Raw genomic sequence first — 19,791 nt, 5'->3', positions numbered from 1 at the left:
GGGACGTGGCGCAGCTTGGTAGCGCACTTGACTGGGGGTCAAGGGGTCGCAGGTTCAAATCCTGTCGTCCCGACTCGTGAGAGTCGCGGATCAAGGGGCCGTTTCAGAGTGATCTGAAACGGCCCCTTGATCGTTTTGGGGCTGGTCAGGGGCCGGTTGGGGGCCAAGTCGCCTTGACCGCGTCAGCGGGCTGCCATGATCGGGCTCGGCGGGGACCGTGGCGCGCGCAGCATCCCATGCCGATGCGGCGCGGCCGTGCATGCGGCGAGGAGGACGATCTCGCCCCAGCCCCGGTACCTGCCCAGCGTGGAAGTCCGCCAAGGCGAACAGGAGTGACGGCTCCGTGATGGGGTCAGCCCCCCGAGGTGGTCACTCGGGGCGTTCTGAACCTGCGGGCGGAGTTCTGCCGGACGGCTGACCGAAGTCTGGTCTCGGACGCATGCGGCTTGGGCGCGGAGCAGGGGCACTGCGATCAGGGTGAGCGAAACCCGGGCGGCCGTGGCCGAAGAGTGGACGGGGGCTGGTCGGTTCCGGCTGTGCCGTACTGGCTCTGCACCGTCTGCTGCCGTGCTGTGCTTCATCCTGCGGCACTCTGCCCTACGGTCCGCCGCCGCAAAGCGTTCTCCCGCTGCGCCGGGGTCGGCGGCGGTCCGTAGGAAGGGGTGTGCCCTCCAATAGAGCCTTGTGCCAGGCTTTCCTGGCCCGATCGACCTCCCTGCGCAACTCGTCGTAGTTATAGGGGTCGACAGGATCGAGCGGCCCGTTGCGCAGTGCGGTGAGCAGGAGACCGACGGCAGCGACCAGGACCGCGTCAAGCGCAAGCTGCCTGCCGGGCGTCCTTGGATACCCATGAGTGACATCAACAGACGGCGCCGGCGGGCAAGTGACACTCGTGCAAGCCGCTCCGGGTAAAAACAGGTTCCCCGCCCTTTTCTTGGGATTTCGGCCATCAGTCACCAGTCGGCGTGAATGCTGATTGACAGCGAGCCGGGCAGATGCTTTTTCGCCTTTGCTCAGAGAAAGCTCAGGGATTCCGTAATGTGTTGACGTCGTACGCCGTCCCCGTTTAGCGTGATGATCACTCGCCGCCGGGTTTCGTGTGGCGCAGGAAGGAATAAGGGGGAGAGTTGTGAAGCGTATATCCAGAGCCGGGGTTTTAGCCGGTGCACTCGCGTTCGTCATGCTGGGTTCCGGTGCTTCGGCGGCCGCTCCTTCGTCGCCCCGCGGGGAGGGGGGCGACGAAGTGATTACCGTGGAGGAATTTTTCACGCCGGGACCCGAAACGGTTGTGAAGCTGAATGCCGACTACGCCGGGCCCACACTTCCCGGAATCAAGGCGGCCTTTCGGGACACGCTTGTTCCCACGGTGAAGAACGTCAAGTACCAGGGGCAGCAGTGTGGCACCACCCTGATCCAGCAGACGAGTGGCAGAGGTAAGACCACTCTGGTAATGACGGTGGAAAAGAGCGTCGCCGCAACCACGAAAAAGGAAGCAAGTATCGACCTGAAGTTCATTTCAGCCGGAATGGGTTGGGATGTGACGAAAACCTATACCGTGAAGAACGAGACCCGCTATGAGGTCCCCGCAGGAAAGTTCGGCACTGTCCAGGCGTACCCTCTTTTCGAGCAGTACCAGGGAACGGCGTTCGATCGTTTCGGCACCCCTCTGGGGAACGTCTACGCCTACAAGCCGGTAGGTGTGTGCTTCAATCAGCATCTGAAGTAGCAAGAGTCTGACCTACTGAAGGAGTGGCCCCATGGCCCGGAAACTGCAAGCACTGGCTGTCGGGGTCACCCTTCTTTCCTTAAGCGCAGGGTGCAGCACCGACACCTCTCCCACCCAGAATATCCCCGCCGGCTTCACGCCGCTGACGAGTCTTCCTCCCCTCAATGTCGATGGTGACGCATTTGCAGAAATCGACACAGGCGGTAAGGAGAAGCCGCATGCCGTGGGCGAGGTCCGCAAGGGGAAATTCCGGATCATTGCATACGTTCAGGGCGGCTCATGCGGTCTCATCGCTGTCTCCGAGGCGGATCCGCAGAGCTCCTCATTGCACGTGACAGGGCAATGGCCACAGAGTTCATCCGAAGGCGGGCTTCGCTATACCGGAGGACCGTACGGGCTCACCACGGCAACAGGCTCCCTGGATCCAGGATCCTCGGCAACACTGGCCTGTAGCCGAAACGCAATGGTGATCCAATATGCTTCACGCGATAAAACACCCCCGGCTGGCCTGAGGGGCAGCGCAGCAATGCGGGATGAGGGAGGGGCACCTTCAACACTGACCATGGTCGTTGGCGCTCCGACGGCACGGTCCCTGCTCCTCAAAGAAGCACAGCCCTCAACCAGTGCACGCCCCTGATCCTGGCCCTGGACCATCACTGACGCCGCATGAGCGGGGCAGCGACGCTCCGGAGGCGGCCGGCGAGCGTCGCACCCCACGCGGGGAAGACCGACCTGATCGTCGCCGAGCACTGCCAATAACCGACCGACGTCACACCGTGGCCTTCACCGGCGGACGCAAGCCTCCGTCCGCACCCGTTGGCTCCGCCGCCCCTCTTCGGCCAGCCCTCCGGGAGAGTGCCTGCTCCCCCTCCGCGGGGAACGCAGCGCCCGGCCCACGGGATCAGCGGCCCCATGCGGGGGACGGCGCGCGGACTCGCCGTTCTCTCGGGGCTGCTCCGCGTCGAGCGCCAGCCGGTGCCGGCGTCTGGCGAGAAGTGACTGCCAGGCACGGTCGAGCACCGTGAGGCTTCAGGGCCGAGGCTGGAAGAGGTAGCCGGTCGGCCTGGCGGCGGCACGGCCGCTGCGGCCGGAGTGTTCCCGACGGCCGGAACGGAGGCGCGGCTAGAGGCGGGCTTCCCTCCGAGCAGCCCCGTCGGCCCCGGCAGGCGACCGTACGCTGCCGTGCCCGTTCGCGGGCGGGTGTCCGGGCTGGTACCCACCGACACATGGGGTCTCTCCGCTCGTGACAGGTCGGTCTTGCGTGACCTTGGCGTTCTCGGCCGTCTCATGGCCTTGTCACCCATGATCGGTCTCGCCTCCGTGGCATTTCCTCGCGAGGTCGAGGTCGAGATCAGGTGACCTGTCCGAGTCGGCCGGGTACACCACGCCGAGCCCCGAGCACGAGGGCTCCCGGCGAGCCCGGATGGCGCACCGATGAGTTTCCCGCGCCGCGCCGGTCTATACGCCGGACGCCCGCGAACGGAAGGCTGGGCCATGCGGAAACTGATCTACGGCATGAACCTGACCCTGGACGGCTACATCACCGCGGTCGGCGACGACATCGGCTGGAGCGGACCGCCGAGCGACGAGCTGTTCCAGTGGTGGCTCGACCACGAGCGGGAGTGCGGCCTGTCGCTGTACGGGCGCAAGCTGTGGGAGACGATGAGCTCCTACTGGCCGACCGGCGACCAGCGGCCCGACGCCACCCCGGCGGAGATCGAGTTCGCGCGGAACTGGCGGGACACGCCGAAGGTGGTGTTCTCCTCGACGATCGACAAGGTCGACTGGAACACCCGCCTGGTCACCGGCGACGCGATCGCCGAGATCACCCGGCTCAAGGCCGAGGACGGCGGCCCCATGAACATCGGCGGCGCAACGCTCGCCGGGGCGGCCATGCGTGCCGGGCTGATCGACGAGTATGCGATCGCCGCCTATCCGGTCCTGGTGGGTAGCGGCACGCCGTTCTTCACCGCGCTGGACAGCTGGGTGGACCTGAACCTGGTGGAGACACGGACGTTTCCCGGCGGCGTGGTCCTGACCAGGTACGAGACGAGGCGCTGAGCAGCAGCGCCCACGCGCTGGTCTCACGGTCATGTGCCGGCGGAACGATCTCCATGGAGTCGCAGGCCTCAGTGGATCGGCGACACCGCTGTCCACGGGAGACTTTCCGCAACCTTGCCACCTGGTAGTCGCAGGCCGACCGTCGCGGCAGGACTTTCCATGGCGCATCCCCAGTCGGGGTGAGGCCCTGTCCCACCACGATCCCGCTTCCCGCTCCGATGAACCCAGTAGCAGGCCGTCCTCACCCGAACGATTGAGGAATCCCGACCGCACGTATAGCTCCGGGCCCTGCGCGGTCCGGGAATGCAGTCGCCGCTGAGAACATGGCGCGGTCGTCGAGAACCCGCACGACTTGTGGGATCTCACGGCCCATGACCCGAGGCAGGTCTGTGACCAGCGGTCCGTGGGTCGTCTCACGTCGTGGCGCTGCGGTGTTGTCTCGGACCCGTGGCATTTCCACCCCGGCGGCCGGGAGCGCGGCGGCTTACGGCCGTTGGTCGGCGACGTGCCGCAGGGCGGACACATAGCGTCCCACAGACCGCGGTGCAGTCATGTCGAGCAGAAGCAGGGCATCGTGGTCGGCGCTGCCCGGTTCGGCCGTGCAGACGCCGATGCGCCGGCCGGGGGGGCCTTCCACCTGCAGCGACTGCGAGGTCAGGGTGATCGTCCCGACCCGGGAGTGGTGGAACGTCTTGCGGGCGGGCTTGCGACCGGTCACTTCGTAGCGTTCCCACAGGCCCGCGAAGTCCGGGCTCTTGAGAAGCAGCTCGCCGACGAGGTCGGCCAGGTCCGGGGCGTCGGGAGCGGTGCCGGGCGACGCAGGCGGTGATCTGGCGGTCCCGGTCCGGGAAAAGGTTCCGCGAGGCCGGGTGGAGGAAGAGGTAGCGGGCCAGGTTGCGGTGTTTGGCCGGCCAGTCCTCCAGGCCCGCGTACAGGGCGAGGCCGCCGGGGTTCCAGGCCAGCATGTCTTCGGTGTCTACCAGATCCCCGCCGAGGACACCGAGCGCGCCGTCTCCGAGGCCCTGGCCACCGGCTACCGCCTGCTGGACACCGCCGCCGCCTACGGCAACGAAGAAGCCGTCGGCCGCGCCGTCAAGTCCAGCGGCATCCCTCGCGAGGACCTGTTCGTCACCACCAAGCTGTGGGTCCAGGACGCCCCCGCCCAGGACAACACCCGCCGCGCGTTCGAGACGTCCCTGACCAAGCTGGGCCTGGACCACCTCGACCTGTACCTGGTGCACCAGCCCTTCGGCGACGTCTACGGCCAGTGGCGCGCCATGGAGACCCTCAACAGCGAGGGCCTGACGAAGGCGATCGGCGTCGCCAACTTCCACCCCGACCGTCTGCTCGACCTGATCATCAACAACGAGATCACCCCGCAGGTCAACCAGATCGAGACCCACCCCTTCTTCCAGCGCGCCGACTTCCGGGACCTCATGCGCGAGCACGGCGTGCAGATCCAGTCATGGGGCGGGTTCGCCGAAGGCAAGAACGACCTGTTCACCCATCCGCTGCGCGCCGGGACCGGCGAGCAGCACGGCAAGTCCGTCGCCCAGGTCGTTCTGCGCTGGCTCACCCAGCGCGGCGTCGTCGCCATCCCCAAGTCCGTCCGCGCCGAGCGCATGACCGAGAACATCGACGTCTTCGACTTCGAGCTCACCGACGAGCAGATGGCCCAGATCGCCACCCTCGACACCGGCAGCTCCCTGTTCTTCGACCACCACGACCCCGAGATGGTCACCTGGCTCGCAGGACGCCGCCTGGACTCCTGACCCGAACCCGCCACCCCCAGGGGCGTACGGCCGAGGCGTCGGCGGTACGCCCCTTCCGCAGCCCGATACGCGGGACGGAACGACGGCTCCGCGCGGGACCCGGGCCGACACGGCCGCCCGGAACTGCTCCGGCAAGCACGTGGCCGCGCGGGTTACGCCGCTTGGCTGGCCTGCGCGTCTCCCATGGCCCGAACGGCGCGACGGCTGACATCTTCCGACGAGCTTCCGGCAACACCTACGGTTCCGGCGTTTTCCCGCCGACCACCGAAGGAGAAACGTTGAAGCTCCACAGACACGCCAGAGCCGGGTGCGCCGCGCTGACCGTCGTCGGCGCGCTCGCCCTCACCGCGGCTCCCGGCGCGGCCGCGACCGAGCCGCCCGCGCCGTCGGCCCCCTCGGCCGCCGAGACCCTCGGTGCCGACAGACCGGCCCCGGCACTGCTGCGCGCCATGGAACGCGACCTGGGCATCACCCAGGCGCAGGCCGAGAAGCGGCTGGCGAACGAGGCGGAGGCGGGAGCCGTCGCGGGCCGGCTGCAGAACGCGCTGGGCCGGGACTTCGCGGGCGCGTGGGTCAAGGGCGCGCTCTCCGCCACGGTCACCGTGGCCACGACCGACCCGGCGGACGTCCGGGTGATCGAGGCCGCCGGGGCCGAGGCCGAGGTCGTGCGCTACGGGCTCACGGAACTGGAGTCGGCCAAGTCGTCGCTCGACCGCGCGGCGGTACGTTCCCGGAGCCTGGACGCGCCCGTCTGGTACGTCGACGTCCGCACCAACACCGTGACGCTCCAGGCGGCCAAGCGGTCGGCGGCGGAGGCGTTCATCACCGCCACCGGCGTCGATCGCGGGCTCGTGCGCGTCCGGACCTCGACGGAGCGCCCGCGCCCGCTGTACGACATCCGGGGCGGCGACGCGTTCTACATCGGCACGGGACGCTGTTCGGTGGGTTTCGCGGTCACCACCGGTACGCAGCAGGGCTTCGTCACCGCCGGGCACTGCGGGACCGCGGGCACCGCCACCAGCGGCTTCAACCGGATCGCCCAGGGCACCTTCCAGGCGTCCACCTTCCCGGGCAGCGACCACTCCTGGGTCGCCACCAACACCGACTGGACCGCCACCCCGTACGTCAACGGCCAGAACGGTCAGAACCTCCAGGTCACCGGCTCGACCGAGGCCCTGGTCGGCGCGTCGATCTGCCGCTCGGGCTCCACCACCGGATGGCACTGCGGCACCATCGAACAGCACAACACCAGCGTCTCCTACCTGGAGGGCACGGTGAACGGCCTGACCCGCACCACGGTGTGCGCCGAGCCGGGCGACTCGGGCGGCCCGTACGTCGCGGGAAGCCAGGCGCAGGGCGTCACCTCGGGCGGCTCGGGCGACTGCACGAGCGGCGGCACGACCTTCCACCAGCCGGTCAACCCGGTGCTGGAGGAGTACGGACTCACCCTGAAGACCACCACCACCGACCCCGGTGAAGCGGACGACGCGGGGGCCACCTGGACCCTCGGCAAGGTGTACCGCGTCGGCGACCAGGTCGGCTACGACGGCTCCACGTACCGTTGCCTCCAGCCGCACCAGGCGCAGCAGGGGTGGCAGCCCCCGAACGTCCCGGCACTGTGGCAGAGGATCTGACCGCCGGCCGGCGCAGTACGGAGCGGGGCCCGGGGCACCGGTCCCGGGCCCTCGCCCGCACCCACCGGGAGCAGTGGCCCGCACCCACCGGGCTCAGGTGCCGGAACCTCCCAGCCGCCCGGTCAGCCAGGTGTGGAAGTGGGAGATGTGGTGCTCGGTCGGCACCAGGACGCCGCCCGAGCGATAGGCGCGGGAGGCCATCGAGGGCTGGGTGCGCTCGCACGCCTCGAAGTCCTGGACGTTGACCCGGTGGAACAGCTCCACGGACTTCGTCAGGTCCGCCCCGGACTCCACGACGTCCGGCGCGTAGAGCCAGTCGCACTCCACGACCGTGCGGTCCTCGGCGAGCGGGAACATCCGGTGCAGGATCACGTGGTCGGGGACGAGGTTGACGAAGACCGTGGGCTTCACGGTGACCGCGTAGTAGCGGCGGTCCTGGTCCTCGCCCACCTCCGGCAGCCTGGCGAAGCCCTCGCTCCCGTCGACCGTGAACCCCTTGACGTCCTCACCGAAGGCGGCGCCGTGCCCGACGTAGTACTGCGCCGCGTAGCCGGTCGCGAACTCGGGCAGGACATCGACGAGTTCCGGATGGATCGTCCCGCAGTGGTAGCACTCCATGAAGTTCTCGACGATCAGTTTCCAGTTGGCCTTCACGTCGTAGGTGACGCGTCTGCCGAGTGCCAGGTCCTCGACCCGGTAGCGCTCGATGGCGGCGGCGTCCCCGAGCCGCTCCACTGCCGCGCCCACCACCGTCTCCTCGAAGGACGGCGGCTCGTCGGCCAGGCACAGCCAGGCGTAACCGAGCCACTCGCGCAGCTCCACCGGGACCAGGCCCTGGGCGGTACGGTCGATGTCGGGCATCCGCCCCAGATGGGGCGCGGCGATGAGCCTGCCGTCCAGGTCGTAGGTCCACGCGTGGTACGGGCACTGCAGCGATCGCCGCACCTCGCCCGACTCCTCCAGGCACAGCCGCGCCCCCCGGTGCCGGCAGACGTTGAGGAACGCGCGCAGCCGCCCGCCCCGGTCGCGGACGACGAGGACGCTCTCACGGCCGACCCGCACGGTACGGAAGGCGCCCGGCCCGTCGAGGTCGGAGCAGCGCACGGCGCAGAACCACATCGACTCGAAGAGCCGCTCCTGCTCCCGGCGGAAGATCTCCGGGTCGGTGTAGAAGGAGCCGGGCAGGGTCGCGATCAGGCTGGGCGGGTCGGGGATCGTCGTCACGGCGGCCTCCTCAGGCGGGAGCGGCGCCGGGGCGCCGGGGGTCGAACAGGTCGATGGGGTACCCGGTGCCGCCGGTCAGCGCGAGGTCCGCGACGATCTCGCCGACGACCGGCACGAACTTGAAGCCGTGCCCGGAGAACCCGCACGCGACCGTGACCGAACCGGGGTGGCGCGGGTGGCGGGCGATCACGAAGTGCTCGTCCGGTGTGTTCGAGTACATGCAGGTGGCGGCCTTGAGGAAGCGGCCGGGGAGCGCCGGGAGCAGCCGGCCGGCCTGCTCCGCCATCGCCTCCACCTCGTGGGGGTGCACGGTGCGGTCGATGGTCTCCGGGGTGCAGACGGTGCCCTTGCGGAAGAACGCCACCTTGGCGCCCCGCTCCGGCCCGTCGATCGCGGGGAACCCGTAGATCTGGACGCCGTCCGCGTCCTCCCGGATGTAGATCGGGTGCACATCCGGCAGGAACGGCCCGGTGCCGCCCTCGGGCTGGAACCAGTGCATGACCTGCCGTTCGATGGTGAACGGCACCCCGAGGTCGGCCAGCAGCCGCGGCGCCCACGCCCCCGGGCAGATCACCAACTGGCCCGCGGTGTAGGAGTTCTCGGCCGTGTGCACCCGCACCCCGTCGCGATACGGCTCCCAGCGCAGCAGCGGCTCCTCGAAGTGCAGATCGGCGCCGGCCCGGGTGGCGAGCTGGAGCTGGGCCGCGACCGTGTTCTCGGGCCGGAGCAGACCGGCCCGGGCCTCATACAGCGCCACCTCGTCGTCATCGGGGGTGAAGGTGGGGAAACGGCGCCGGATCTCCTTGGCGTCGAGCACCTCGTGCGGCAGGTCCCACCGCTCGGCGGACCGCAGGGAGCCCGAGACGGTACGGGAGGCGGGACGCCCCAGCATCAACCCGCCGCACAGCGTGGCGATGTCCCGGCCGGTGTCGTGCTCCAGCCGCTCGTACAGCTCGTAGGCGCGCAGCAGCAGCGGCACGTACGCGGGATCCTCGAAGTACGACTGGCGGGTGATGCGCGAACCGCCGTGGCTGGAGCCCCTGCTGTGGACCGGGCCGAACTTCTCCAGGCCCAGTACACGGGCGCCGCGTGACGACAGGTGGTGGACGGCGGCACTGCCCATACCGCCGAGACCGATCACGATGACGTCATAGGTGGGTGACATTCGAGGCCTTTCCGGGGAGCGGACGCTCCCCAGGGAGTCGAGTCGCGGACCAGGCGGGACGGGACGGACACGGCCTAGCAGCGGATACGACGCATTCCGGGGTCGAACAGCGGCTCGTCCGCGACGGTCGCCGGGACCTTCTGACCGAGGTACTCGACGTGCGCCGCCGTGCCCGCCACCAGCGGCGGCAGCCAGGCGTACGCGACACAGCGGCCGAGCGAGTAGCCGTAGGCGGCGCTGGTGACGTACCCGGCGGGCACGCCGTCGACGTACACCGGTTCCTTGCCGAGGACGACCGAGGCCGGGTCGTCCAGCAGCAGCGCGGTCAGTCTGCGCGCCGGTCCGCCCGCCTCCTGGCGGGCGCGCAGCGCGTCGCGGCCCATGAAGTCGCCCTTGTCCGGGCGGACGGCGAAGCCGAGACCCGCCTCGTACGGCGTGTGCTCGTCGGTCATGTCGGCGCCCCAGGAACGGTATCCCTTCTCCAGGCGCAGACTGTCGAAGGCGGACCGGCCGGCGGCGATGACGCCGAGCGCCCGACCGGCCTCCCAGAGGGTGTCCCACAGGCGCAGCCCCAGGTCGGCGCTGGTGTACAGCTCCCAGCCGAGCTCACCGACGTAACTCAGGCGCAGCGCCGTCACGGGCACATGGCCCACGAAGGTCCGCCGGGCGCGGAAGTACCCGAACCCCTGGTGGGAGAAGTCGTCACGGGTCAGCGGCTGGACGAGGTCCCGGGCGAGCGGCCCCCACACCCCGACACAGCAGGTACCCGCGGTGATGTCACGGACGCGGACGTCGTCCGGCGCGTGCCGCAGCAGCCAGTCCTCGTCGGCCGGGCTGCTGGCGCCGATCTGGAACCGGTCCTCGGCCAGACGGGCCACCGTGAGGTCGGAGCGGATGCCGCCCGTTCCGTCGAGCAGCAGTGTGTAGGTGACCGCCCCGGGCTTCCTCGAGACGTCGTTCGTGGTCATCCGCTGGAGGAAGGCGAGCGCGCCGGGCCCCGAGACCTCCAGCCGGCGCAGTGGCGTCATGTCGTAGAGGGCGACCCTCTCGCGGGTCGCCAGCGCCTCGGCGGCGGCTATCGGGGACCAGTGGCGGGCCGACCAGGAGTCCCGCTCCGGAAGGTGGAGGGCGTCGGAGAGCGGGGCGTTGGCCTCGTACCAGTGCGGGCGCTCCCACCCTCCGCCCTCCAGGAAGTACGCGCCCAGTTCCCGCTGACGGGAGTGGAAGGGGCTCACCCGCAGCGGCCGCGGCCGCTCCATCGGCTGGAGCGGGTGGATGATGTCGTAGACCTCGACGAACTGCTGGGCGCCGCGGTCCGAGACGTACGCGGGGGAGCGCTGGGCGCCCTCGAAGCGGGACAGGTCGCACTCGTGCACATCGACGGAGGGCCGGCCCTCCACCATCCACTCCGCGACCGCCCTGGCCGCCCCCGCCGAGTGCGTGACCCAGAGGGCCTCGGCGAGCCAGAAGCCCCGCAGGGCACGTGACTCGCCGAGCAGCGGCATCCCGTCGGGGGTGAACGAGAACACGCCGTTGAACCCCTCGTCGATCTCCGTGCGGCCGAGCGCGGGGAGCAGCCGGCGGCACTCCTCCCAGCTGGGCGCGAAGTCCTCCGCGGTGAAGGGGTACGAGGACGGCATGAGCGGGTCGTCGTCGTACGCGCGCACGGTGAACGGGTCGACGGGCAGCGGCCGGTGGGCGTAGCTTCCGATGCCGATCCGGTCGGTGTGCTCACGGAAGTACAGGTCCCGGTCCTGGAAGCGCAGGATCGGCCGGGACGCCTCCGTGCGCGGGTCGTTGACACCGGACAGCTCCGGCAGGGGCAGGGTCGTGGCGTACTGGTGGGCCAGCGGCAGCAGCGGCACGTCCACACCGGCCATCCGGCCGATCACCGGGCCCCAGAAGCCGGCCGCGGACACGACATGGTCGGCCCGGAACGTGCCGCGGTCGGTGACGACGCCGGTGACCCGGCCGTCCTCGCGCTCGACACCGGTGACGGTGTGGCGGTCGAGGAAGCGGGCCCCGCGCCGCTCGGCCCGGATCCGCTGTGCCCGGCAGGCGAGGAGCGCGCGGGCCAGCCCGTCGTCGGGAGTGAGGAACCCGCCGATCACCCGGCTCTCGTCGAGGAGCGGCCACAGTTCCTTGCACCGCCGGGCGGACACCAGCTCCCCGCGGATCCCCCAGGAGGCGGCATACCCGGACCTGCGGTGCAGTTCCGTCCAGCGCTCCTCGGTGGTGGCCAGTTCGAGGCCCCCGACGGGGTTGAAGCAGGACAGGCCGTCGACGCGGAGGGAGGAGAACTTCTCGATGGTGTAGCCGGCGAACCCGCTGAGCGTCCTCGACGGGCTGGTCCGGAAGACCAGGCCCGGGGCGTGCGAGGTGGAGCCGCCGGGGGCGGGCAGCGGGCCCTGCTCCAGGACGGTCACATCGGTCCAGCCACGGGCCGTGAGCTCGTCGGCGAGGGAGCAGCCGACGACGCCGGCACCGATGACCACCACACGGGGGCGGTGTGCGGACGTACGGGACATGCCCCTCCTTGAGTCGGGCGGGGACGGCGTGCGGGGAAGCGGGGCGGGCGCGGTCCCTGCCGGGGCGGGGCGGCCGGACGCTCCTCGCGATGTTGCGTACTCCACGGTGAGTTGCGTGCTGGGGAACATAGTGGGAACGGCGGCGAGCGGCCGTCAAGAGGACCGGGCTCCCGCCGGCCGAGCGGCGTCCGCTCCCGCAGCGCCCCCACGCCCCCCGCCGGCGCCCGAGGCCCGGAACGGCGCTCGGCCCCCCGGAACGGTGCTCGCGCATGCCCACGCGGGGGCCAGGCTTCCCTGCCCCCGCGTGCCGTACAACGCTGATTCCGGCCTGTTGCGGCGGCCTTCCGGGCCGTCAGCGGCCGTACCCCATGCGGCGGGACAGCTCCTCGGCCGCGGCCACCGTCCGCCGGGCGAGCTCGGGCAGCCGGTCCGGTTCCAGCCGGTAGGCCGGTCCCGACACGCTGATCGCGCCGATCACCTTGCCGTCGTGCGACCGGGCCGGCGCCGCGACCGCGTTCAGGCCGATCTCCAGCTCCTGCGAGGCGATGGCGAACCCCCGCTCGTGGACGGCCTCCAGCTCACTGCGCAACATCCCCGGGCCGGTCACCGTGTGCTCGGTGAACCTCGGCAGGGAACGCGCCAGCAGACCCTCCCGCAGGGCCGCCGGAAGATGGGCCAGCAGCACCTTGCCGCTGGAGGTGGCGTGCAGCGGTGTCCGCCGGCCCAGCCAGTTCTGCGCGGTGACCGACGCGGAGCCACGCGCCTGCATGACGTTGACCGCCGCGTCGTCGTCCAGCACCGCGATGTTGACCGTCTCGCCCAGTTCGTCCGCGAGCTCCCGGCAGACCGGCGCGCCCTCCTGGGAGATGTCCAGCCGGACCGCCGCCGCCCCCGCGAGGCGCAGCACCCCGGCACCCAGGAAGTACTTGCCGCGATCCTGGGTCTGTGCGACCAGGCCCCGGTTCTCCAGCACCCCGAGCAGCCGGAACGCCGTGGACTTGTGCACGTCCAGCTCCTCCGCGATGTCGGTGACTCCGGCCTCGCCGTGCCGGGCGAGGATCTCCAGCACGCTCACCGCGCGATCCACGGACTGGATGGCGCCGGCCGCGCCCTTGGGCGTCCGCCCGGTCTCCCCGGTCCGGTCAGCCGCTGTCCGATTGCGGGCCATAGCTCGACTCCCACCACCTGACGGCCCGTTCGAGCCGCATCTTCGGGAAGCCCTTGACGCGGCGGGCGTCCCGACCGGATTCTGTTGCGCACAACGCTCCCTCATGCGCCATACGAAACGTCATGGTATCGACACGTCCTGGACCGAGAGGGGGGCCCGTGATTCCCGTCTGCCGCCTCGAAGACCTCCCCGCGGGCGAATCCGTCCGTGTCGGCACCACTCCGCCGATCGCGGTGTTCAACGCCGGCGGCGAGCTGTACGCCATCGACGACACCTGCACCCATCAGGACGCTTCCCTCTCCGAGGGATGGCTGGAGGGCCGTCTGATCGAATGCCCGCTGCACGCCGCGGCATTCGATCTCCGTACCGGTCAGCCGTCCTGCCCGCCCGCCCGCCGCCCCGTCCGCACCCACCGGGTGACCGTGATCGACGGGATCGTCCATGTGGATCCGGCCGCCCGGGAGGGCACCGCTGCGTGAGGACCTGACCGCTTGAGGTGCCGCGCCCGCCGGGGCGTACGCCGCTCCCCGGACGCCCGGGTGCCGGATGCGCGACACCGGCGGGGCGGCCGGGGACGCGCACCGCGTGAGCAATAGCCTGGGACCATGACGAAAGACTCCTCCGCCCCGAGGGTCCGGCGCGTCTACGACCCCGTCCTCCCCGACGACGGGGCCCGGGTCCTCGTCGACCGGCTCTGGCCGCGGGGTCTGTCCAAGGCGGACGCGCACGTCGACGAGTGGCCCAAGTCCCTCACCCCCTCGACGGAACTGCGGCGCTGGTTCCACGCGGGTGAGGGCACGTACGAGCAGTTCCGGCGGAGGTACGAGGCCGAGCTCACCCTCCCGGAGGCGGCCGAGGCGCTCGACCGGCTGCGGGAGCTGTCCCGCACGGGGCCGCTCACGCTGCTGACGGCCTCCAAGGAGCCGGACCGCAGCCACGCCTCCGTCCTGCGGGAGCTGCTCAGGCCGTGACCGGGTCCGCGTCCGGTTCGGGTACGCGCGGCGCGGGCGCGGGAGCGGGGTGACCGGACGTCAGCAGGATCACGCCCCGGGCCGCCGTCGCGGCCCCGGCCGCGGCGACCAGCCAGCCGACCGGCCCCGCGCGGAACGTCTCGCCCAGAAGGGCCACACCGATGACGGCGGCGGCCGCCGGATTGGCCAGGTTCACAACGGCGAGCGGCGCGGCGAGACCGCCCCGGAAGGCGGCCTGCGAGAGCAGCAGCCCGCCCGTGGCGAACACCGAAACCAGCAGGGCGAGCAGCGCCGTCTGCCACCCGGTCATGGGCCCGCCGGGCAGTTCCCGTGCCACCGAGGCGGTGACCGTCTGGGTGAGCGCCGAGGCCACGCCGGACGCGATGCCCGACGCCGTCGCGTGGCCGAGCCCCCGGCCCCGTACCGCCGTCCCGTTGCGACCGACCAGGGCGGCGATCAGCAGCGCGGTCGCCGCGGCCACCGCGAGGGCCTCCGGCAGGTCGAGCGCGTCGCCCGGGGTCGCCGGGCCGGTCATCGCGACCAGGGCGACCAGTCCCGTCAGCGTCCACAGCGCGCCCCGCCACTCCGAGCGGGTCACCCGCCGGCGCTCGTAGGCGGCGGCCACGGGCAGCGCCGCGACCAGGGTCAGCGCGCCGAGCGGCTGGACCAGGGTGAGCGGGCCGTAGTGCAGCGCCGCCACGTGGGTGAGCGCGCCCGCCGCGTTCAGGCCCACCGCCCACCACCACAGCGGCCGGGCAAGCAGGGCGCGAAGGGCGCCGGGCCCGGGGGAGCCCGCCGCCAGCCGTGACTGGGCCACCGCGGCCAGGGCGTACCCGGCGGCGGAGGCGAGCGAGAGCAGTACCGCGAAGAGGGTGGCCCTCATCGGGAGGCCTCCAGACGAAGGGATCCGGCCCGAGGGGCCTCCGGGTGCGGGGATCCGGCCCGGAGCGACCCGGCGCCCGGGGTGTCGTCCCGAGGGGTGCCGGCCCGGGAGGGGCCGGTCCGCGGGGCGTGGGCCCGGCGGGCGGCGCCGCGGGGGAGCGCGGTCGGCAGCGGGGCCTCGTGCGGCAGCGCCCCGATCCGGGGCGGACCGGCCAGGAGCACGGACGGGCCGGCGGCGCGGTGGCCGGCGGGGAGCTCGTCGGCCGGTGCCACCGGCGCCCGTACGACGGCGAGGGCGGCACCGAGCAGCGCGGTGGCCACCAGCGCGTCCAGCCAGTAGTGGTTGGCGGTGCCCACGACCACCAGCAGGGTGATCAGCGGATGCAGCAGCCACAGCGTGCGCCACCGGCTCCGGGTGGCGGCGATCAGTCCGACGGCGACCATCAGTGCCCAGCCGAAGTGGAGCGACGGCATGGCGGCGAACTGGTTGGCCATGGTGTCGGTCTCCGGTGTCGCCCCGTACACGGAGGGCCCGTAGACCTGCGCGGTGTCGACCAGGCCCGCCGCCGCCAGCATCCGCGGCGGCGCGAGCGGCACCAGCAGATGCAGGGCGAGCGCGGAGGCCGTCAGCAGCGCGAGCACCCGGCGTGACCAGAGGTAGTGCGCGGGCCGGCGCCAGTACAGCCAGGCGAGGAAGGCGACGGTGGCGGGGAAGTGGACCCCGGCGTAATAGAGGTTGGCGAGGTGGACCGCCGACCCGTTGTGCATCAGCAGGTCCTGTACCAGGCCCTCGCCGGGCAGGCGTACCGCGCGTTCCAGGTCCCAGACGCGGTCGGCGTTGTCGAAGGCGCGGGCCTCGTGCCCGTTCGCGAACCGCCTGCCCAGTTTGTACATGACGAAGAGTGCGGTCACCAGCAGCAACTCGCGTACCAGGGGCGGCCGTCGGGTATCGGTCGTCTCCGGTCCCTCAGGACGTATCCCGGCAGCCATTCTCCGGCCCCTTTTACCCATGAATCGGAAGCAAACGGTGGAAGCCTAGATCCGATTTCATCGAGACGCAAGCGTCTCGATACGTTTGCGTCTCGATTGAGCGGGGCCTACTCTCGTACGTGCAGGAACCGCTGCCCGAAGAACGGGGAGGAACCGATGTCGACGCAGGCCGCCACGGCCGCCGCGCGCCGGAGCAAGATCACGCCCGAGCGTGAGCTGGAGCTCTACGAAGCCGTCCTCGACCTGCTCAGGGAGGGCGGCTACGACTCGGTGACCATGGAGGGCGTCGCGGCCCGTACGAAGTGCGGCAAGGCGACCCTCTACCGCCAGTGGAAGACCAAGTCGCACCTGGTGACCGCGGCACTCGCCAAGAGCCGGTGCGCACTGTTCACCGACATCGACACCGGTTCGCTGGCGGGCGACCTGCGCGCGGCCGCCGAGGCCGCCGACGGGCGCCGCGGCCGCGACACCGCGCTGATGGAAGCGGTCGGCCAGGCGTACATCCAGCACCCCGACCTGCGCGAGTCCCTGCGCGAGACCGTCATCAACCCCGAGGTCGCCGCACTCGACGCGATCCTCGGACGCGGCATCGAACGCGGCGAGATCGACGCGGACAACCCGGCCGTCGCCTTCGTCGCCCCCTGCTTCATGGGAGTCCTGCGCATCGAGCGACTCTTCGAGGACCGCTTCCGTGACCGGGGAGCGCTGCCGGCCTTCCTCGAAGCGGTGATCTTCCCGGCCCTCGGCATCGGAGCACCGGACCGGCCCGTCTGACCCGGAGCTCCCCAGCACCGGACCGGGCCGGACGCCCCCGGCGCAGCAGCCTCGGACCGGGCCGGACGTCCCCGGCGCAGCAGCCTCGGACCGGCCCGGATGCCCCTCGGGACACGTGGATTGCCCCGAGGCGCACCACGTCACCCTTCCCGGCGCAGCGGCGCTCGGGCACCATGGCCGGACGGCACCGTGCCCGCATCCTTCCGCCCAGGAGGCGCCGCGTGGACTCCACTGGCCATGGCACCAGCACATCGCACGGCCCGCTCGACGCGCTCCAGCGCGACCCCTATCCGCTCTACTCGCGCGCCCGGCGCACCAGGGGCCTCACGTTCGTACCCGAACTGGACGCCTGGCTGGTGGCCCGCGACGCCGACGTGCGCGAGGTGCTGTTACGGGCGGACGACTTCTCGTCCGCCCACGCCCTGCGTCCCGACGTCATCCCCTCGCCCACCGCGCTCGCGGTGCTGGCCCAGGGATTCGGCGCACGGCCGACCGTCGTCTCCACCGACGGCGCGGCCCACCGGCGCCACCGCGCCCCGCTCAACAGCGGCCTGTCCGCCGCCCGCGTCGCCGCGCTCGTGCCGTACGCGGCCGAACGCGCCGAAGCGCTGGTCGACGGCTTCGCGGCGGACGGCGGTACGGAGCTGATGAGCGCCTACGCGGCCAAGCTGCCGGCCATGGTCATCGGCCGCCTCCTGGGGCTCGACCCCAAGGACGTGGAACCGGCGGTGCACGGCAGCCACCGCGCGGAGGAACTGCTCTTCCGGCCGATGAGCGAAGCGGACCAGGTCGCCGCGGCAGAGGACGTCGTCGCCCTCCAGCGGCTGCTGGACACCTACGCGCGGGCCCGGCGCGACACCCCTCGCGACGACCTGTGCTCGGCGTTCGTCGCCGCGCTGGCCCCCGGCACCGGCGAGCTCACCCTCGACCAGCGGCACGAACTCGTCTCCACCCTCCAGAACTTCCTGATCGCCGGGCACCTCACCACCACCGCCCTCATCGGCACCACCCTGTTCCATCTGCTCCGCCACCGCTCCCAGTGGGAGCTGCTGCGCGCGAAACCCGATCTGATACCCGCCGCGATCGAGGAGGCGGCCCGTTACGACACCGCCCTCCAGGGCTTCCGCCGGACCACCACGCGCCCGGTCACGCTCGCCGGGACCGAACTCCCCGCCGGAGCCACCGTGTTCGTGGCATACGGCTCCGCCAACCGCGACGAGAACCGCTACGCGCGCGCCGACGCGTTCGACATCAAGCGGCCGCCGGTGCGGCATGTCGCCTTCGGGCACGGCGCCCACGGCTGCCCGGGCTCCCGGCTCGCCCGGGAGCAGCTGAGGATCACGGTGGAGCTGTTCCTCCGCAGGTTCCCGGATCTGCGGCTGGCCCCAGGGCAGGACGTGGTGATGCGGCCGACGCTGATCCACCGCTCGCCGCAGGCCCTGCGCCTCATCTGGTGAGCGTGAGCCGGGGCGCCTCCGCCACCGGGTCCACCACCCCACCGGTGTCCGCCGCCCCGGTGTCCGCGGCCCCGCGCGCGGCGGCCTTCCCGCCCGCGGCGGCCGCCGGCTCGCCGGCCGGACCGGTCGCGCCCGCACCGCCCACCCGGTCGGCCAGCCCGCGGGCCCACGCCACGAGACCGGCGACATCGACGCCGTACGGAGCCCGTCCGCCCGGCCCGGCGTAGGGCCCGATCCGGTCCGCGCCCCGCAGCAGCAGCCGCGCACCGCCCGCCGCGTTGCCGCGCGCCGCGTGCGTGAGCCCCACCGCGAGCTGGGCGAGGCCCCGCCACAGCTCCCGCTCGGGTCGCGGGCAGGACTTCCAGGCGTCCTCGAGAACCTCATGCGCATGGAACGGCAGCCCGGCGTCCAACAGACGCTGAGCCTCCCGCAGACTCTCCTCAGGAGCTCGCTCCACCCCCTCCGGCTGTCTGTCCACACCGGCCTCGCCGTACGGCAGGGGGCGCCCCAGCCCGTCCCGGGGGCGCGCGTTGCGCGCGCGTCCCTCCGTGTCCCGGTCCCTTCGCGTCGTGTTCACGCCGCAATTGTCACCCGTCGGGCGGGGACTGTCCGAACGGTGTCGGCCACCCGGGACCGCGGCCGGCCGGCCGGAGCGGAACGTTGTGGAGGAATGCCGTGGGCACGTCGCGGCCCCGCGATGATGTCGCAGCGATGCGCGGCGACGCCGTAGCGTTCCATGGCAACTCGCAGCGATCTCGTCGGGACCCAGTCGGGACCTTGTCGGGGGCTCGTGGGGGGCTCGTGGGAAGTGGGGGCGATGCTGCCGTCACCGTCCGCAACACCGGCTGTCCGTACCGCTGTCGCGGCGTGGGCCCGGTTCCCGGCCGTCACCCGCGCGCGCCGGCGCTGTGCGCACCCGCCACCGGTGCCCCGCCGATCCCCCAGGGCGGAGCGGGCCTCGGCAGGACCGCCCCGCTCTCCGCGGCGCACGACACCGCCGATGGCCGGCGCACCGCCCGGATCGCGATCGGCCGCACGGCCGTCACCTCCGTCACCTCCGCTCCCTGCCGCGTCGTCCGCCGGCTGCTGCGGCCCGCCCTCGCCGGTGCACCGGCCTGCTACGACCTCGGTGTGGCGCCGCGCTCCCGGCCGAACCTTCCCGCGCGGCAGACCTGGCCGCGGCGTGCGGCGCGGACGCCGAGGCGACCCGCGCGCTGCGGGCCCGGGAGTCGGACCCGGCCGAGGAGTGAGGTAATGTTCTCTTGCGCGCTCACCGCGGCGGAAGCCGGGGCCGGGACGCATCGGGACGTGGCGCAGCTTGGTAGCGCACTTGACTGGGGGTCAAGGGGTCGCAGGTTCAAATCCTGTCGTCCCGACTCGTGAGAGTCGCGGATCAAGGGGCCGTTTCAGAGTGATCTGAAACGGCCCCTTGATCGTTT

At 71.6% G+C, this 19,791-nt stretch carries 15 protein-coding genes, 2 tRNA genes and 1 pseudogene; 10 read left to right on the top strand and 8 right to left on the bottom strand.

All coding sequences use genetic code 11. The features are described 5' to 3' along the window. From PUR26_RS00675 to PUR26_RS00665, 3 genes are all read left to right on the top strand, one after another. Positions 1 to 73, top strand: a tRNA-Pro gene (locus PUR26_RS00675). 1,056 nt (positions 74 to 1,129) lie between these two features. Then, positions 1,130 to 1,726 carry a hypothetical protein gene (locus PUR26_RS00670; RefSeq protein ID WP_329868165.1) on the top strand — a complete coding sequence of 199 codons (597 nt, stop codon included), beginning with the start codon at positions 1,130 to 1,132 and terminating at the stop codon, positions 1,724 to 1,726. 1,494 nt (positions 1,727 to 3,220) lie between these two features. Next, positions 3,221 to 3,787: a dihydrofolate reductase family protein gene (locus PUR26_RS00665; RefSeq protein WP_329868163.1), complete on the top strand. Its 567-nt coding sequence runs from the start codon at positions 3,221 to 3,223 to the stop codon at positions 3,785 to 3,787. A gap of 484 nt (positions 3,788 to 4,271) precedes the next feature. Here PUR26_RS00665 and PUR26_RS00660 read toward each other — a convergent pair. Continuing rightward, positions 4,272 to 4,755 (bottom strand): annotated as a pseudogene (locus PUR26_RS00660) (MmyB family transcriptional regulator); the annotation flags it as partial. On the opposite strand from PUR26_RS00660, the gene PUR26_RS00655 reads away from it, so the two are divergent. Both PUR26_RS00655 and PUR26_RS00650 read left to right on the top strand, forming a co-directional pair. After that, positions 4,687 to 5,559 (top strand): aldo/keto reductase, encoded by an 873-nt coding sequence (locus PUR26_RS00655; protein ID WP_329868161.1) that lies wholly within the window; start codon positions 4,687 to 4,689, stop codon positions 5,557 to 5,559. The pseudogene PUR26_RS00660 and the gene PUR26_RS00655 sit on opposite strands and share 69 nt — an antisense overlap. A 278-nt stretch (positions 5,560 to 5,837) precedes the next feature. After that, the gene (locus PUR26_RS00650; protein WP_329868159.1) at positions 5,838 to 7,193 is read left to right on the top strand and encodes a carbohydrate-binding protein; all 1,356 of its coding nucleotides are present in this window, start codon (positions 5,838 to 5,840) and stop codon (positions 7,191 to 7,193) included. A 93-nt stretch (positions 7,194 to 7,286) separates the two neighbouring features. Here the strand turns inward: PUR26_RS00650 and PUR26_RS00645 are convergent, their stop codons facing one another. The 4 genes from PUR26_RS00645 to PUR26_RS00630 form a co-directional block, all read right to left on the bottom strand. Then, complete coding sequence (locus tag PUR26_RS00645) at positions 7,287 to 8,417, bottom strand: aromatic ring-hydroxylating oxygenase subunit alpha (protein ID WP_329868157.1); 1,131 nt, start codon at positions 8,415 to 8,417, stop codon at positions 7,287 to 7,289. Positions 8,418 to 8,427: 10 nt separating this feature from the next. Further along, entirely contained in the window at positions 8,428 to 9,582 is a 1,155-nt protein-coding gene (gene solA, locus PUR26_RS00640; RefSeq protein WP_329868155.1) for an N-methyl-L-tryptophan oxidase, read from the bottom strand. Positions 9,583 to 9,656: 74 nt separating this feature from the next. Further along, positions 9,657 to 12,110: a GcvT family protein gene (locus PUR26_RS00635; protein WP_329868153.1), complete on the bottom strand. Its 2,454-nt coding sequence runs from the start codon at positions 12,108 to 12,110 to the stop codon at positions 9,657 to 9,659. A 352-nt stretch (positions 12,111 to 12,462) separates the two neighbouring features. After that, on the bottom strand, positions 12,463 to 13,278 hold the full coding sequence (locus PUR26_RS00630; protein WP_443076916.1) for an IclR family transcriptional regulator: 816 nt from the start codon (positions 13,276 to 13,278) through the stop codon (positions 12,463 to 12,465). Positions 13,279 to 13,436: 158 nt separating this feature from the next. On the opposite strand from PUR26_RS00630, the gene PUR26_RS00625 reads away from it, so the two are divergent. After that, positions 13,437 to 13,757 carry a bifunctional 3-phenylpropionate/cinnamic acid dioxygenase ferredoxin subunit gene (locus tag PUR26_RS00625; RefSeq protein ID WP_329868151.1) on the top strand — a complete coding sequence of 107 codons (321 nt, stop codon included), beginning with the start codon at positions 13,437 to 13,439 and terminating at the stop codon, positions 13,755 to 13,757. Positions 13,758 to 13,883: 126 nt separating this feature from the next. Further along, positions 13,884 to 14,249, top strand: a complete 366-nt coding sequence (locus tag PUR26_RS00620; protein WP_329868149.1) for a DUF488 domain-containing protein — start codon at positions 13,884 to 13,886, stop codon at positions 14,247 to 14,249. Here the strand turns inward: PUR26_RS00620 and PUR26_RS00615 are convergent. Together PUR26_RS00615 and PUR26_RS00610 are read right to left on the bottom strand one after the other, a co-directional pair. Next, positions 14,239 to 15,132 carry a DMT family transporter gene (locus tag PUR26_RS00615; protein WP_329868147.1) on the bottom strand — a complete coding sequence of 298 codons (894 nt, stop codon included), beginning with the start codon at positions 15,130 to 15,132 and terminating at the stop codon, positions 14,239 to 14,241. The genes PUR26_RS00620 and PUR26_RS00615 overlap by 11 nt on opposite strands. Continuing rightward, positions 15,129 to 16,121: a phosphatase PAP2 family protein gene (locus PUR26_RS00610; RefSeq protein WP_329868145.1), complete on the bottom strand. Its 993-nt coding sequence runs from the start codon at positions 16,119 to 16,121 to the stop codon at positions 15,129 to 15,131. The genes PUR26_RS00615 and PUR26_RS00610 overlap by 4 nt, the downstream gene beginning before the upstream one ends. 156 nt (positions 16,122 to 16,277) lie before the next feature. On the opposite strand from PUR26_RS00610, the gene PUR26_RS00605 reads away from it, so the two are divergent. Beyond that, positions 16,278 to 16,895, top strand: a complete 618-nt coding sequence (locus PUR26_RS00605) for a TetR/AcrR family transcriptional regulator (RefSeq protein WP_329868143.1) — start codon at positions 16,278 to 16,280, stop codon at positions 16,893 to 16,895. Positions 16,896 to 17,116: 221 nt separating this feature from the next. Further along, the gene (locus PUR26_RS00600; RefSeq protein WP_329868141.1) at positions 17,117 to 18,352 is read left to right on the top strand and encodes a cytochrome P450; all 1,236 of its coding nucleotides are present in this window, start codon (positions 17,117 to 17,119) and stop codon (positions 18,350 to 18,352) included. Here PUR26_RS00600 and PUR26_RS00595 read toward each other — a convergent pair. Then, a complete protein-coding gene (locus tag PUR26_RS00595; RefSeq protein WP_329868140.1) occupies positions 18,342 to 18,929 on the bottom strand; it encodes a DUF309 domain-containing protein in 588 nt (195 codons plus the stop codon). The two genes, PUR26_RS00600 and PUR26_RS00595, sit on opposite strands and share 11 nt — an antisense overlap. A gap of 725 nt (positions 18,930 to 19,654) precedes the next feature. Between PUR26_RS00595 and PUR26_RS00590 the strand changes: the two genes are divergently transcribed. Beyond that, positions 19,655 to 19,728, top strand: a tRNA-Pro gene (locus PUR26_RS00590). The last annotated feature ends 63 nt before the right edge of the window (positions 19,729 to 19,791 follow it).

It is taken from the genome of Streptomyces sp. SP18CS02 (assembly GCF_036322365.1).
GTDB lineage: Bacteria > Actinomycetota > Actinomycetes > Streptomycetales > Streptomycetaceae > Streptomyces.
The sequence above is the reverse complement of the archived record's forward strand: the minus strand, read 5'-3'. Positions and strand labels throughout refer to the sequence as shown.